Source organism: Nocardioides marinus (assembly GCF_013408145.1).
Lineage (GTDB): Bacteria > Actinomycetota > Actinomycetes > Propionibacteriales > Nocardioidaceae > Nocardioides > Nocardioides marinus.
Genome location: NZ_JACBZI010000001.1, coordinates 2,096,489 through 2,110,817, shown reverse-complemented (window position 1 = coordinate 2,110,817; position 14,329 = coordinate 2,096,489). Strand labels below are relative to the sequence as shown.

Sequence of the window (14,329 nt, the reverse complement as noted above, 5' to 3'; positions counted from 1 at the left end):
CGCCGCGGGGACGGCGGTGGTGCAGGCGCCCCCGGGATCCGGCAAGACCACGCTCGTCCCGCCCGCGGTCGCCCTCGCGGCCGGCGGGCGGGTCGTGGTGACCCAGCCCCGGCGGATCGCGGCCCGGGCGGCGGCGGCGCGTCTCGCCCACCTGCTCGGGGAGTCCGTCGGGGAGACGGTGGGCTACGCGGTGCGTGGCGACCGGTGTACGTCGTCCTCGACCCGCATCGAGGTCGTCACCAGCGGGCTGCTGCTGCGCCGGCTCCAGGGCGACCCGGGGCTCGACGGGGTCTCGGCCGTCGTGCTCGACGAGGTGCACGAGCGGGCCCTGGACTCCGACCTGCTGCTCGCGCTGCTGCTCGACGTGCGCGGGGCGCTGCGTGAGGACCTCGCGCTGGTCGCGATGTCGGCCACGGTGGAGGCGGAGCGGTTCGCGGCCCTGCTCGGGGGTGCCCCGGTCATCGACGTGCCCGGGACGCTGCACCCGGTGACGACCAGCTGGGCGGGCCCGCCTCCCGGGGTGCTGCCGGTGGACGACCGGGGTGTCACCCCGGCGTTCCTGGACCACGTGGCCGCCACCGTCCGCCGCGCGCTCGTCGAGCGGGAGGGCGACGTCCTGGTCTTCGTCCCCGGCGCCCGCGAGGTCGACCGGGTCTGCCGTGCGCTGGTGGGAACCGGCGTGGACGTGCTGCCCCTGCACGGTCGACTCGACGCCGCGGCCCAGGACGACGCGCTGCGCGAGCGTCCCGGCCGCCGGGTGGTGGTCGCCACCGCGGTCGCCGAGTCCTCGCTGACGGTCCCGGGGGTGCGGGTCGTCGTCGACGCCGGGCTGTCGCGGGAGCCGAGGTACGACGCGGCGCGCGGCCTCGGCGGCCTCGTCACCGTCCGGGTCAGCCGGGCGGCCGCCGACCAGCGAGCCGGCCGGGCGGGCCGGCTGGGCCCGGGTGCGGCGTACCGCTGCTGGAGCGAGGCCGACCACGCCCACCTCACCGCGCACCCGTCCCCGGAGATCGCGGTCGCCGACCTGACCGGGCTCGCGCTGGACCTCGCGGTGTGGGGCACGCCCGACGCCGCGGGGCTCTCGCTGCCCGACCCGCCCCCGGCCGCGGCCCTCGACGCGGCACGGCGCACCCTGCTCGACCTCGGTGCCGTCGACGCCGACGGCCGCGCCACGGATCGCGGGCGCTCCCTGGCCGACGTGCCGGCGGACCCCCGCCTGGCCCGCGCACTGCTGGACGGTGCCGCGCGGGTCGGGCCGCGGCTGGCCGCCGAGGTCGTCGCGATGCTCCAGGAGGACCTCCCGGCACCGGGTGGCGACCTCGTGGCCGCGCTGCGCCGCGCCCGGCACGAGCAGCCCCGGCGCTGGGCCGCCGACGTGCGCCGTCTCGAGCGGCTGGCCGGCGAGGAGCGGGCCCTGTCCGGTGGTCGAGCAGCGACGAGCGCCAGCGAGGAGCGGGCCCTGCCCGGTGGTCGAGCAGCGACGAGCGCCAGCGAGGAGCGGGCCCTGTCCGGTGGTCGAGCAGCGACGAGCGCCAGCGAGGAGCGGGCCCTGTCCGGTGGTCGAGCAGCGACGAGCGCCAGCGAGGAGCGGGCGTCGAGACCACCCTCCCTCGACACGGCCGTCGCCCTGGTGGTCGCACTGGCGCACCCCGACCGGGTCGCCCGGCGCCGCCCGGACGGACGGTTCGTCATGGTCGGCGGCACCGGGGCGCGGCTGGCCGACCCGGCGCTGGCCCAGCAGGAGTGGCTGGCCGTCGCGGACGTCGAGCGCCGACCGGGGGAGCGGGAGGCACGCGTCCGCTCCGCGGCGGTGCTCGACGAGCAGACGGCGCTGGCGGTGGCCGTCGCCCGCCGCACGGAGAGCGACGAGGTGACCTGGCGCGAGGGCCGGCTGCGTGCGCGCCGGGTGGTCCGGCTGGGCGCGATCGAGCTCTCCAGCACCCCGCGGCCGCGTCCCGACCCGGCGACGGCCGCCGACGCCGTACGCACCGGTCTCGCGCGCGACGGGCTCGGGGTCCTGCCCTGGACGCCGGCGGCCGAGGCGATGCGGGCGCGCCTGGCGTTCCTGCACCGGGCACTGGGGGAGCCGTGGCCGGACGTCTCCGACGCGGCCCTGCTGGCCGAGCCCGCGACGTGGCTGGACCTCACTACCGACACCCCGGACCTCGCCTCGGGGCTGCGCGCCCTCGTGCCCTGGCCGGAGGCGGGCCGGCTCGACGAGCTCGCGCCGGCCCGGCTGGCGGTCCCGAGCGGGTCGACGTACGCCGTGGACTACGCCGACGCCTCCGGGCAGCCGGTGCTGGCGGCCCGGCTCCAGGAGTGCTTCGGCTGGACCGAGACGCCCCGGCTGGCCGGGGTGCCGGTGCTCCTGCACCTGCTCTCGCCCGCCGGGCGACCGCTCGCGGTCACCGGCGACCTGGCGTCGTTCTGGGTCAACGCCTACCCGGGCGTCCGGGCCGAGATGCGCGGGCGCTACCCCAAGCACGCCTGGCCGGAGGATCCGCTGACCGCCGAGCCGGGTCGGTTCACCCGTCGCCGTCCCGACCCTCCTCGGGCCCGCTGACGGGGTCGCTCATGGTGCCGCGCACCGGCAGCTCAGCCGCGGCGGCCAGCTCGGGTGCGTCCGACGGCAAGGTGTCGAGGAAGCGCCCGTAGCGCTGCACGAGCGGGCGGGCGGTGGCGCCGTGGAGCACCGTGCTGGCCAGCACGGTCAGCGCCATCGCGGCCATCACCACGTCGAGGTGGGGCAGGTCGGGCGCCTGCTCGGCCACCACCAGCGCCAAGATGATCGAGGCGAGCCCCCGGGGCCCGAACCAGCCGAGCAGCAGCACCGTCGTCGGTCGCAACCCCGAGCCGACCAGGGCGACCGCCACCGGCAGCATCCGCAGCACCGTCAGGCTGAGTGCGGCGTACACGACGACGGCGGGGGAGACCGCCGCCAGGAACCCGGTGGCGGCCACGCCGAAGACGAAGAACACCACGGCCGTGAGCAGCTGGCCCTCGTCCTCGGTGAACTCCAGCAGGTCCTCGCCGCTGTCCTGGATCACCGCGCCGGTGGCCAGCCCGGCGACGAACGCGGCGATGAAGCCGTTGCCGCCGACCGCGTCGGCCCCGGCCCACGCGAGCACCGCCAGCGCCACCACGGTCAGCTGCCGGAACGGCGCGTTGACCCACCCGCGGCGGTCGGCCACCTCGAGGGCGGTGCCGCCCGCCAGCCCGACCACGACACCGGTCAGGACGCCGAGCCCGATCTGCTGGGTCGCGAACGCGACCCAGTCCAACGCCTCGCCGGCCTCCTCGACCGCCAGCGCCACGAACAGCGTCAGGAACGGCACCGAGAGGCCGTCGTTGAGACCGCTCTCCACGTTGACGGCCTGTCGGATGCGCACCGGCACGAGGCGGCTGGAGACCACGGCCTGGCCGAGCGCGGCGTCGGTGGGGGCGAGGACGGCGGCGATGATCGCGCCCTCCCAGACCTCCAGCCCGCCGAGCAGCACCGCGGCAGCGAGGACCCCCAGCCCGATGGTCAGTGGCATCCCGACGCCGAGCAGGCGCAGGGGCACCGTCCCGCCCGTCCGGCGTACGGCGCCGAGGTCGATGCGGGCCGCGTCGGAGAAGAGCACCACGACCAGGGTCAGCTCGAGCAGCGTCAGCACCGGCCCGCCGGTGAGGTCCTGCTCGACCAGGCCCAGTCCACCGGCGGCCATCCCCGCCGCCGTGAACGCGAGGGGCACCGTCAGCGGGGTGCGCTCGAGCAGCCTCGAGACCAACCCGTAGGCCACCACCACGACCGCCACCACGCCGACCTGGTCCACGTGCGCGAGGCTAGGACATCGGTCCGGGAGGGTCGGGCACCCGGAAGGGGGGCCTGTGACGTGCGCCGCTCGGTGACCTGCCGGTAACACGGGCGCCGCACGCTGGGTGGGACAGCCGGCCACCGAGGGAGACCACCATGGAGCTGACCACCTGTCCCGAGTGCCAGGCCCCGGCCGAGATCGTCGGTCGTGAGGTCTGGTCGAGCACCGACGGCCCCGTCGAGCACGCCCGCGTGCGCTGCGTCCGCCGGCACTTCTTCTGCCTGCCCACCGAGCGGCTGCGCCTGGCGTCCGCACGGCAGGACCGGGCGGGCGCGCCCATGGTGGACGGGGATCGCGAGGTGGCGTGAGCCGCTGATAGTCTCGGCGTCGCTCGAACATCCTTTAACCACCGTCCCGTGAGGCGGAGAAGGAGGTACGGCGTGCCCTCGCATGCCCCCACGCAGCCGGCGCCGGCGATCCTGGTCCTCGAGGACGGACGCACCTTCCACGGCGAGGCATTCGGAGCCGAGGGTGAGACCTTCGGCGAGGCCGTCTTCAACACCGGCATGACCGGCTACCAGGAGACGCTGACCGACCCGTCCTACCACCGCCAGGTGGTCGTGATGACCGCCCCGCACGTCGGCAACACCGGCGTCAACGACGAGGACCCGGAGTCCCGTCAGATCTGGGTGGCCGGGTACGTCGTCCGCGACCCTGCCCGCGTCCCCAGCAGCTGGCGGGCGACCCGCTCCCTCGACGACGAGCTGCGGGCCCAGGGCGTGGTCGGCATCTCCGGCGTCGACACCCGGGCCCTGACCCGGCACCTGCGCGAGCGCGGGGCGATGCGGGTCGGCATCTCCAGCACCACCACCGACGCCGACGCGCTGCTGGCGCGGGTCAAGGAGTCCGGCGAGATGGCCGGCTCCGAGCTGGCCGGCGAGGTCTCCACCGCCGAGGCCTACGTCGTGCCCGCGGCCTCGACGAGCTCGACCACCGACGGCCCGCGCTTCCGCGTGGCCGCCCTCGACCTCGGCATCAAGACCATGACCCCGTTCCGGATGGCCGAGCGCGGCATCGAGGTCCACGTGCTGCCGGCCACCTCCTCGCTCGAGGACGTGCTCGCCGTGGAGCCCGACGGGCTCTTCTTCTCCAACGGCCCCGGCGACCCGGCGGCCACCACCGCGCAGGTCGAGCTCCTGCGCGGCGCCCTGGAGCGCGGCTTGCCCTACTTCGGGATCTGCTTCGGCAACCAGCTCTTCGGTCGGGCCCTGGGCTTCGAGACCTACAAGCTCAAGTACGGCCACCGCGGCATCAACCAGCCCGTGATGGACCGCACCACCGGCAAGGTCGAGGTCACCGCCCACAACCACGGCTTCGCGGTCGACGCGCCCCTCGAGGGCAGCACGACCACGCCGTACGGCGAGGCATCGGTCAGCCACGTCTGTCTCAACGACGACGTCGTCGAGGGCCTCGAGCTCCGCGACGCCGCCGGCGCCCTCAAGGCGTTCTCCGTCCAGTACCACCCGGAGGCCGCGGCCGGACCGCACGATGCCGCCTACCTCTTCGACCGTTTCGTCGCGCTCATGGAGGGTGGTCTCTGATGCCGAAGCGCACCGACATCAAGTCAGTCATGGTCATCGGGTCCGGCCCGATCGTCATCGGCCAGGCCTGCGAGTTCGACTACTCCGGCACCCAGGCCTGCCGGGTCCTCAAGGCCGAGGGCCTGCGCGTCATCCTGGTCAACTCCAACCCGGCCACGATCATGACCGACCCGGAGTTCGCCGACGCCACCTACGTCGAGCCGATCACCCCCGAGTTCGTCGAGAAGGTCATCGCCAAGGAGCGCCCCGACGCGCTGCTGCCCACCCTCGGTGGCCAGACCGCGCTCAACGCCGCGATGAACCTCCACGCCGCCGGCATCCTGGACAAGTACGACGTCGAGCTGATCGGCGCCTCGGTCGAGGCGATCGAGAAGGGCGAGAACCGCGAGCAGTTCAAGCGGATCGTCGAGGGCCTGCCGCCGGAGTGGGGCGCCGAGGTCGCGCGCAGCGTGATCTGCAACGGCGAGGACCTCGCCCCGGGGAGCCGCAAGGAGGAGAAGGTCGCCGCGGCGCTGCAGAAGGCGCTCGACGGCGCCGAGGACCTCGGCTACCCCGTCGTCGTACGCCCCTCGTTCACGATGGGCGGCGCCGGCTCGGGCCTGGCCTACGACGAGGCCGAGCTGCGCCGCATCGCCGGCCAGGGCCTGACCGCCAGCCCGACCACCGAGGTGCTCCTGGAGGAGTCCATCCTCGGCTGGAAGGAGTACGAGCTGGAGGTGATGCGCGACAAGGCCGACAACGTCGTCATCGTCTGCTCGATCGAGAACGTCGACCCCCTCGGCGTGCACACCGGTGACTCGATCACCGTCGCCCCGGCCATGACGCTGACCGACCGCGAGTACCAGCGGCTGCGCAACATCTCCATCGGCGTCATCCGCGAGGTCGGCGTCGACACCGGCGGCTGCAACATCCAGTTCGCGGTGAACCCCGTCGACGGACGCATCGTGGTCATCGAGATGAACCCGCGCGTCTCCCGCTCCAGCGCCCTGGCGTCGAAGGCCACCGGCTTCCCGATCGCCAAGATCGCCGCGAAGGTCGCCATCGGCTACACCCTCGACGAGATCCCCAACGACATCACCGCCGAGACCCCGGCCTCCTTCGAGCCCACGCTCGACTACGTCGTGGTCAAGGTCCCGCGTTTCGCCTTCGAGAAGTTCCCGGGTGCCGACCCGACGCTGACCACCCACATGAAGTCGGTGGGCGAGGCGATGGCCATCGGCCGCAACTTCACCGAGGCGCTGCAGAAGGCGCTGCGCTCGCTGGAGTCCAAGGACGCCGTCTTCGACTGGTCCCAGGAGTGGGTCGACCTCGACAAGGACGCGCTCCTGCGCGAGATCGCCACCCCGCACGACGGCCGCCTGAAGAAGGTCATGGACGCGATCCGGGCCGGTGCCACGCCCGAGGAGGTCTTCGACGCCACCGCCATCGACCCGTGGTTCGTCGACCAGCTCGCGCTGATCAACGAGATCGCCGTCGAGGTCACCGCCGCCGACGAGCTCACCCCCGGTCTGCTGCGCAAGGCCAAGCGGCACGGCTTCTCCGACGCCCAGATCGGCAAGATCCGCGGCATGAGCGCCGACGTCGTCCGCGGCGTGCGGCACGCGCTCGGCATCCGGCCGGTCTACAAGACCGTCGACACCTGCGCGGCCGAGTTCGCCGCCCGCACGCCCTACCACTACTCCTCCTACGACGAGGAGACCGAGGTGGCGCCGCGGGAGAAGGAGGCGGTGATCATCCTCGGCTCCGGTCCCAACCGGATCGGCCAGGGCATCGAGTTCGACTACTCCTGCGTGCACGCCTCGCTGGCGCTCTCCGAGGCCGGCTACGAGACCGTGATGGTCAACTGCAACCCCGAGACGGTCTCGACCGACTACGACACCTCCGACCGCCTTTACTTCGAGCCGCTCACGCTCGAGGACGTCCTCGAGGTCGTCGCCGCCGAGCAGGCGGCCGGTCCGCTGGCGGGCGTCATCTGCCAGCTCGGTGGTCAGACGCCGCTGGGCCTGGCCCAGGGCCTGGCCGCGGCCGGGGTCCCGATCGTCGGCACCAGCCCCGACGCCATCGACCTCGCCGAGGAGCGCGGCGCCTTCGGGCGGGTGCTGGCCGCCGCGGGCCTGGTCGCCCCCAAGCACGGCACGGCGACGTCGTACGTCGAGGCGCAGCGCATCGCCGCCGAGATCGGCTACCCGGTCCTGGTGCGCCCGTCCTACGTCCTCGGCGGGCGCGGCATGGAGATCGTCTACGGCGACGACGCCCTCGAGACCTACCTGGAGAAGTACGTCGCCGCCGGGCTGATCAGCCACGCCGCGCCGGTCCTGGTCGACCGGTTCCTCGACGACGCCGTGGAGATCGACGTCGACGCGATCTTCGACGGCGAGGAGCTCTACCTCGGCGGCGTGATGGAGCACATCGAGGAGGCCGGCATCCACTCCGGGGACTCCTCGTGCGCGCTGCCGCCGATCACCCTGGGCCACCGCGAGATCGAGCGCATCCGCGAGGCCACCGAGGCGATCGCCCGGGGCGTGGGGGTGCGCGGGCTGCTCAACATCCAGTTCGCGCTGGGCTCGGACATCCTCTACGTCCTCGAGGCCAACCCGCGCGCCTCGCGCACGGTGCCCTTCGTCTCCAAGGCGACCGCGACCCCGCTGGCCAAGGCCGCGGCCCGCGTGATGCTCGGTGAGAGCATCGGCGACCTGCGCCGCGCCGGTGTGCTGCCGGAGCAGGGCGACGGCGGGACCCTGCCCGGCGACCAGCCGATCGCCGTCAAGGAGGCGGTGATGCCGTTCAACCGGTTCCGCACCGCCGACGGCTCGCAGGTCGACACGGTGCTCGGCCCGGAGATGAAGTCCACCGGCGAGGTCATGGGCTTCGATCGCGACTTCGGCACGGCCTTCTCCAAGAGCCAGGCCGCGGCGTTCGGGCCGCTGCCCACCTCGGGCAAGGTCTTCGTGTCGATGGCCAACCGTGACAAGCGCTCGATGGTCTTCCCCGTGAAGGTGCTGGCCGACCTCGGCTTCGAGATCCTCGCGACCCAGGGCACCGCGGAGGTGCTGCGGCGCAACGGCGTGCCCTGCCAGGTGGTGCGCAAGCACTACGAGGGGATGGGTCCCGCTGGGGAGCCGACCACGGTCGACCTCATCCGCGACGGCCAGATCAAGCTGATCGTCAACACGCCCTACGGGGCCGGCGGTGGCGGTCACGCGCGCCTCGACGGCTACGAGATCCGCACCGCCGCGGTGATGGCCAACGTCCCGTGCATCACCACCGTCCAGGGGCTGGGTGCCGCCGTGCAGGGCATCGAGGCGATGCGCCGCGGCGACATCGGCGTGCGCAGCCTGCAGGAGTGGGCTTCTCGGTGACGCTCTACGACCACCTCTTCACCCACGTCGCGACCCGGATCGACCCCGAGCGGGCGCACCACCTCGGTTTCCGGGCGGTGCGCCTCGGGGCGCCGGCGCTGCGTGCGGCGCACGCGATGCTGGGTACGACGGGGTCGCCGGTCGAGGCGATGGGGATCCGCTTCCCGCACGTGCTGGGCCTGGCGGCGGGCTTCGACAAGAACGCCGTCGGCATCGACGCGCTGGGTTCCCTGGGCTTCGGGCACGTCGAGATCGGCACCGTCACCGGCCTCGCGCAGCCCGGCAACCCGCAGCCCCGGCTCTTCCGGCTGCCGGCCGACGGCGCCGTGCTCAACCGGATGGGCTTCAACAACGACGGTGCGCACGCGGTCGCCGAGCGGCTGCGTCGGCGCGCGGCCAGGGCCCCCGGTGCGGACGCCCCGGTCCTCGGGGTCAACATCGGCAAGTCCAAGGTCGTCCCCGACGACGACCAGGCGGCCGTGGAGGCCGACTACGAGACCAGTGCGCGCCTGCTCTCGCCGTACGCCGACTACCTCGTGGTCAACGTGTCCTCGCCCAACACCCCCGGCCTGCGCAACCTGCAGGCCGTCGAGAAGCTCCAGCCGTTGCTGGAGCACGTGCGCCGGGTCGCCGACGCCGCCACGGGTGACCGCCGGGTGCCGCTGCTGGTCAAGATCGCCCCGGACCTGGCCGACGAGGACGTCGACGCCGTGGCCGACATGGCGCTCGCGGGTCGCCGCGACGACGTGCTCGACGGCGTCATCGCCACCAACACGACCATCTCCCGCGCCGGTCTCTCCACGCCGGCCGAGGACGTCGAGGCGCTGGGCGCCGGCGGCGTCTCGGGCCGGCCGTTGACCGCACGCTCCTGCGAGGTCGTGCGCCGGCTGCGTGAGCGCATCGGCGACCGTGGGACCTCCGGTCTGACGCTGATCGGCGTCGGCGGCATCACCACGGTCGACGACGCCCGGGAACGCCTCGACGCCGGCGCGGACCTGCTGCAGGGCTACACCTCCTTCGTCTACGAGGGGCCGGGCTGGCCCCGCCGCATCGTGCGCGGACTGGAGGACTGACCCGCCGGATGTGCCGCCGATGAGTCCCGTCCACGTCACCGCGGAGGTGCTGGCCTCCAAGCGGATCGGTGCCTTCCAGCACGTAACGCTGGTGGCGCCGGGCGTGGGCGAGCGGTTCCGGCCCGGCGCGTTCGTGGCGGTCTCGGTCGGCACCGGCGGCTACCACCTGGCTCGCCGCGCCTTCTGGATCCACCAGGTGCGCCCGCTGGGCGGGTACGCCGCGACCGTGACCCTGGTCGTGCAGCCGCGGGGCGAGGGCACCCGCTGGCTGGCCGGCCGGCAGCGCGGCGACCGCGTGGAGGTCACCGGGCCGCTCGGCGGCCGGCCGTTCGCGCTGCCCAAGGAGCCCGTGCCGGTGCTGCTCGTGGGGGAGGGGTACGGCGCGGCGCCGCTGTTCGCCCTGGCCGAGCGGCTGCGCGAGCGCGACTGCCCCGTCAACCTGGTCCTCGGGGCGCCCGACGAGGCGCACCTGCTCTCGGCGCTGGAGGCCCGCCGCACGGCCCGCGCGGTCACGATCGTCACCGGCGACGGCTCGGTCGGGGCACGTGGATCCGTCGCCGACGTGCTCCCCGAGGCGCTGCGGCGCTCGGGCGCCGCGGTCGTCTACGCCGCCGGGCCCGCGACCACCCTCCATGCGGCCGCTCTTGCCGCGGAGGAGCACGGTGCCTGGAGCCAGGTGGCGCTCGAGCAGCGCACCACCTGCGGCACCGGGCTGTGCCTGGGCTGCCCGGTCCCCGTCGTGGGCGAGGACGGTGTCGCCCGCACCGCCCGCGCCTGCACCGACGGGCCGGTCGTCCGTGGCGACCGGGTCCGCTGGGACGACCTGGCCCGGGGAGCGAGCGCATGAGCGTCCGGGTCGCGGGCCTGACGCTGGCCTCGCCCGTCCTGGTGGCGTCGGGCTGCGGCGGGACCGGCCGGGAGCTGGCGGCGTACGCCCCGCTCTCGACGTACGGCGCGTTCACCACCCGCTCGATCAGCCGCGACGCCCGTCCCGGCGCGGGCGGCCCCACGATCACCGAGACACCGGCCGGGCTGGTGCACGCCACCGGGCTGCCCAACCCCGGTCTCGACGCCTTCCTGGCCACCGAGCTGCCCTGGCTGCTCACCGAGGGGGCCCGGGTCGTGGTCTCGGTCGTGGCGCGGGACCTGGGGGAGTACGCCGAGGTGGCGCGCCGGCTGGCCACCGCCCCCGGCGTGAGCGCCGTGGAGGTCAACCTCGCGGTGCCCGACGCCGCCGAGCTCGGCGTGCTGGATGCCCGGGAGCCCTTCCACGTCGGTGCCGCAGTCTCCACGGTGCTGCGCGAGCTGCCGCGCGGGGTCCCCGTGCTGGCCAAGCTGCGCGCGGACCCGGTCCGCGTCGCGGAGACCGTCAGGGTCGCCGCCGACGCCGGTGCCGCCGCGGTCGTGCTCGGCGGCGCCCTGCCCGCGGCACTGCCGGACGGTCGACCCGCCGGGCTCAGCGGCCCGGCCATCGCCCCGCTGGCCCTGCGCTGCGTCGCCGACGCCCGGTCCGCGCTCGACGCGGCCGGTGCCGACTGCGACGTGGTGGCCTGCGGGGGCATCGGCTCGCCCGAGGACGCCCGCCACGCCCTGGACCGCGGCGCGGTCGCCGTCCAGGTCGGCTCCGCCCTGTTCCACGACCCCACCACCGCCGCGCGCACCGCCGCCGCCCTGAGCCCCGATGAGGGAGCATGACCCCGATGAGCACACCCACCTCCCGCCCCACCCCCTTCGGTGCCCGGCTGCACACCGCGGTCGAGCAGCGCGGTGCCTTCTGCGTGGGCATCGACCCCCACGCGGCGCTGCTGCACGAGTGGGGACTCGACGACGACGTGGCGGGCCTGGAGCGCTTCGCGCTCACCGTCGTGGAGGCGGTCGCCCCGCTGTGCTCGGTGGTCAAGCCGCAGTCGGCGTTCTACGAGCGCTTCGGCTCCCGCGGGGTGGCTGTCCTGGAGCGGGTCATCGCCGAGTCCCGCGCCGCGGGTGCGCTGGTGCTGCTCGACGTCAAGCGCGGCGACATCGGCTCGACCTCCCAGGCCTACGCCGACGCCTACCTCGACCCCGCCTCGCCACTGGCCTCCGACGCCATCACGGCCAGCCCCTTCCTCGGCTTCGGCTCGCTCGATCCCATGGTCGAGACCGCCGAGCGGCACGGCGCAGGCGTGTTCGTGCTGGCGCTGACCTCCAACAAGGAGGGCCCGGAGGTCCAGCACGCCCTCACCGCGGACCACGGCGAGGGCGAGACGACGGGGGAGCGGGTCGCCGACCGCGTGCTCTCGCACCTGGCCCGGCTCAACGCCGGGGCGGAGCCGCTGGGCTCCTTCGGGGCCGTCGTCGGCGCGACGATCGGCTCGACGTCGGCCGACCTCGCCTTCAACGGCCCGGTCCTCGCCCCCGGCTTCGGCGCCCAGGGCGGCACCGTCGCCGACATCGCACGGATCTTCGGGGCGCAGGCCCGTCACGTGCTGCCGAGCTCCTCGCGCGAGGTGCTGCGGCTCGGCCCGGACGTCGGGGCGATGGCCGAGGCCGTGCGCCGCACCAACGACGCGCTGGCCGAGCTGTGAGAGCACCGCTGAGGGCCGAGCGGTGAGCCGTCGTACGCCGCGGGGCGGAGTCGGCGCTGTCGTGGTGCTGCCGCTGCTCCTGGGACTCCTGGTCGGCTGCTCCTCCGACCCCTACGAGACCTACTGCCAGCGTGTCGAGGAGCACCAGCGAGCCCTCGGCGAGGCGGTGGCGGCCGGCGGGCCGGACGCCCTGCTCGACGTGCTCCCGCAGCTGCGCGACCTGCGCGACGCCGCGCCTCGTGACGTCGCCGACGAGTGGCAGCAGGTGGTGGGCCGGCTCGAGGCGCTGGAGCGGGCGCTCGACGAGGCCGGTCTCGACCCGTCCGACTACGACCGTGACGACCCGCCCGACGGGCTGGACCCCGCCCTGCGCACCGCCGTCGACGCCGCCGCCCGCGAGCTGGTACGCCCCGAGACCGCACAGGCGATGGCGTCGGTCGAGACCCAGGCGCGCGACGTCTGCCAGACGCCGCTCTACCGCTGAGGCGGCGTCCGCGACGGGCACGATGTTTGCCGGGCTCTGAGAGTTCTGACTAGATTGACGCCCACCTCAGGCCGACCCATCTCGTGCTCCCATCACACTCGCAGTCGAAGGACGACCACCCGTGGCTCTCCCACCCCTCACCCCCGAACAGCGCCAGGCGGCACTCGAGAAGGCCGCAGCGTCTCGCCGGGAGCGAGCAGAGGTGAAGAACCGGCTCAAGAACTCCGGCGCCTCCATCATCGACGTGCTCCACGAGGGGCAGGCCAACGAGGTCATCGGCAAGATGAAGGTCGTCGACCTGCTGCAGTCGATGCCGGGCCTGGGCAAGGTCCGCGCCCGTCAGGTGATGGAGCGGCTCGGGATCGCCGAGAGCCGCCGGGTCCGGGGGCTGGGCACCAAGCAGGTCGCCGCCCTCGAGAAGGAGTTCGGCGGCACCTCGGCGTGAGCGACCAGCACCACCCCGATCACCTCCACCGGACCGAGACCGCTCCCCGTCGGAGCCGCCTGGTCGTCCTGGCCGGGCCCACGGCCGTCGGCAAGGGGACCGTCGCCGCCGCGGTGCGCGACTCGCACCCCGATGTGTGGATCTCGGTGTCCGCCACCACCCGGGCTCCCCGCCCCGGTGAGGTCGACGGCGTGCACTACCACTTCGTCTCCGACGAGCGGTTCGACCAGATGGTGGCCGACGACGACCTGCTGGAGTGGGCGGTGGTGCACAGGGCCGCGCGCTACGGGACCCCGCGCGGCCCGGTCGAGGAGGCGCTGCGCGCCGGCCGCCCCTCGATGCTCGAGATCGACCTGCAGGGTGCGCGCCAGGTGCGCCGCACGATGCCGGACGCACTGTTCGTGTTCCTGAAGCCCCCGTCGTGGGAGGAGCTGGTGCGCCGGCTGGTCGGCCGGGGCACCGAGAGCGAGGAGGAGCGGGAGCGTCGACTGGTCACCGCACGCGAGGAGCTGGCGGCCGAGCCGGAGTTCGACGTGACCATCGTCAACCACGAAGTTCGTGCCGCCGCCGACGACTTGGTAACCTTGATGATGCTCGACCCCGAGGCCGCCGCTCCGGCGCCGCGAGGGTCCACATCTTTGTCCAACGACTCGTGAGGAACGCCAGACCTGTGTCTGCTCCCAACATCGCCGCCGAGGGTGTCACCAACCCCTCGATCGACGACCTGCTGACCAAGACGGACAGCAAGTACCAGCTGGTCCTCTACGGCGCCAAGCGCGCCCGACAGATCAACGCCTACTACTCCCAGCTCGGCGAGGGCCTGCTGGAGTACGTCGGTCCCCTCGTGGAGACCCACGTGCAGGAGAAGCCGCTCTCGATCGCCCTGCGCGAGATCAACGAGGACCTCCTCACCTGCGAGCACGTCGACCCGGCCGAGCTCGCCGCCGAGGAGGCCGCCGCCCAGGCCGCTGCCGCCGACGCCGCGACCGGTCTGGAGTGACGCTCC

13 protein-coding genes are annotated in these 14,329 nt (G+C 74.1%); 12 read left to right on the top strand and 1 reads right to left on the bottom strand.

Annotated features, from left to right (window positions below; translation table 11 throughout):
• Positions 1–16 precede the first annotated feature (16 nt).
• Entirely contained in the window at positions 17–2,563 is a 2,547-nt protein-coding gene (locus BKA05_RS10045) for an ATP-dependent RNA helicase (protein WP_343045604.1), read from the top strand.
• Here BKA05_RS10045 and BKA05_RS10040 read toward each other — a convergent pair.
• Complete coding sequence (locus BKA05_RS10040; RefSeq protein ID WP_179531305.1) at positions 2,526–3,815, bottom strand: cation:proton antiporter domain-containing protein; 1,290 nt, start codon at positions 3,813–3,815, stop codon at positions 2,526–2,528. The genes BKA05_RS10045 and BKA05_RS10040 overlap by 38 nt on opposite strands.
• Positions 3,816–3,952: 137 nt before the next feature.
• Between BKA05_RS10040 and BKA05_RS10035 the strand changes: the two genes are divergently transcribed.
• The 11 genes from BKA05_RS10035 (at position 3,953) to rpoZ (ending at position 14,323) form a co-directional block, all read left to right on the top strand.
• Positions 3,953–4,165, top strand: a complete 213-nt coding sequence (locus tag BKA05_RS10035; RefSeq protein ID WP_179531304.1) for a hypothetical protein — start codon at positions 3,953–3,955, stop codon at positions 4,163–4,165.
• A gap of 72 nt (positions 4,166–4,237) precedes the next feature.
• Positions 4,238–5,398, top strand: coding sequence for a glutamine-hydrolyzing carbamoyl-phosphate synthase small subunit (carA, locus tag BKA05_RS10030; protein WP_179531303.1), 1,161 nt, complete (start codon positions 4,238–4,240; stop codon positions 5,396–5,398).
• The gene (carB, locus tag BKA05_RS10025) at positions 5,398–8,757 is read left to right on the top strand and encodes a carbamoyl-phosphate synthase large subunit (RefSeq protein WP_179531302.1); all 3,360 of its coding nucleotides are present in this window, start codon (positions 5,398–5,400) and stop codon (positions 8,755–8,757) included. Before carA ends, carB begins: the two co-directional genes overlap by 1 nt.
• Positions 8,742–9,830 carry a quinone-dependent dihydroorotate dehydrogenase gene (locus tag BKA05_RS10020; protein ID WP_343045603.1) on the top strand — a complete coding sequence of 363 codons (1,089 nt, stop codon included), beginning with the start codon at positions 8,742–8,744 and terminating at the stop codon, positions 9,828–9,830. The genes carB and BKA05_RS10020 overlap by 16 nt, the downstream gene beginning before the upstream one ends.
• A 19-nt stretch (positions 9,831–9,849) precedes the next feature.
• Entirely contained in the window at positions 9,850–10,677 is an 828-nt protein-coding gene (locus tag BKA05_RS10015; RefSeq protein WP_179531301.1) for an iron-sulfur cluster-binding protein, read from the top strand.
• Positions 10,674–11,525 (top strand): beta/alpha barrel domain-containing protein, encoded by an 852-nt coding sequence (locus tag BKA05_RS10010; RefSeq protein ID WP_179531300.1) that lies wholly within the window; start codon positions 10,674–10,676, stop codon positions 11,523–11,525. The genes BKA05_RS10015 and BKA05_RS10010 overlap by 4 nt, the downstream gene beginning before the upstream one ends.
• A gap of 5 nt (positions 11,526–11,530) precedes the next feature.
• Positions 11,531–12,394, top strand: a complete 864-nt coding sequence (gene pyrF / locus BKA05_RS10005) for an orotidine-5'-phosphate decarboxylase (RefSeq protein WP_179531299.1) — start codon at positions 11,531–11,533, stop codon at positions 12,392–12,394.
• 22 nt (positions 12,395–12,416) lie between these two features.
• The gene (locus tag BKA05_RS10000; protein WP_179531298.1) at positions 12,417–12,878 is read left to right on the top strand and encodes a hypothetical protein; all 462 of its coding nucleotides are present in this window, start codon (positions 12,417–12,419) and stop codon (positions 12,876–12,878) included.
• A gap of 121 nt (positions 12,879–12,999) precedes the next feature.
• A complete protein-coding gene (mihF, locus tag BKA05_RS09995; RefSeq protein WP_179531297.1) occupies positions 13,000–13,323 on the top strand; it encodes an integration host factor, actinobacterial type in 324 nt (107 codons plus the stop codon).
• Complete coding sequence (gmk, locus tag BKA05_RS09990; RefSeq protein ID WP_179531296.1) at positions 13,320–13,979, top strand: guanylate kinase; 660 nt, start codon at positions 13,320–13,322, stop codon at positions 13,977–13,979. The genes mihF and gmk overlap by 4 nt, the downstream gene beginning before the upstream one ends.
• 14 nt (positions 13,980–13,993) lie before the next feature.
• Positions 13,994–14,323: a DNA-directed RNA polymerase subunit omega gene (gene rpoZ / locus BKA05_RS09985; protein ID WP_179531295.1), complete on the top strand. Its 330-nt coding sequence runs from the start codon at positions 13,994–13,996 to the stop codon at positions 14,321–14,323.
• Positions 14,324–14,329 lie beyond the last annotated feature (6 nt).

Coding starts and splice junctions, on each gene's coding strand:
- BKA05_RS10035 (WP_179531304.1), top strand. CDS start 3,953: ATGGAGCTGACCACCTGTCCCGAGTGCCAGGCCCCGGCCGAGATCGTC.
- carB (WP_179531302.1), top strand. CDS start 5,398: ATGCCGAAGCGCACCGACATCAAGTCAGTCATGGTCATCGGGTCCGGC.
- BKA05_RS10015 (WP_179531301.1), top strand. CDS start 9,850: ATGAGTCCCGTCCACGTCACCGCGGAGGTGCTGGCCTCCAAGCGGATC.
- BKA05_RS10010 (WP_179531300.1), top strand. CDS start 10,674: ATGAGCGTCCGGGTCGCGGGCCTGACGCTGGCCTCGCCCGTCCTGGTG.
- pyrF (WP_179531299.1), top strand. CDS start 11,531: ATGAGCACACCCACCTCCCGCCCCACCCCCTTCGGTGCCCGGCTGCAC.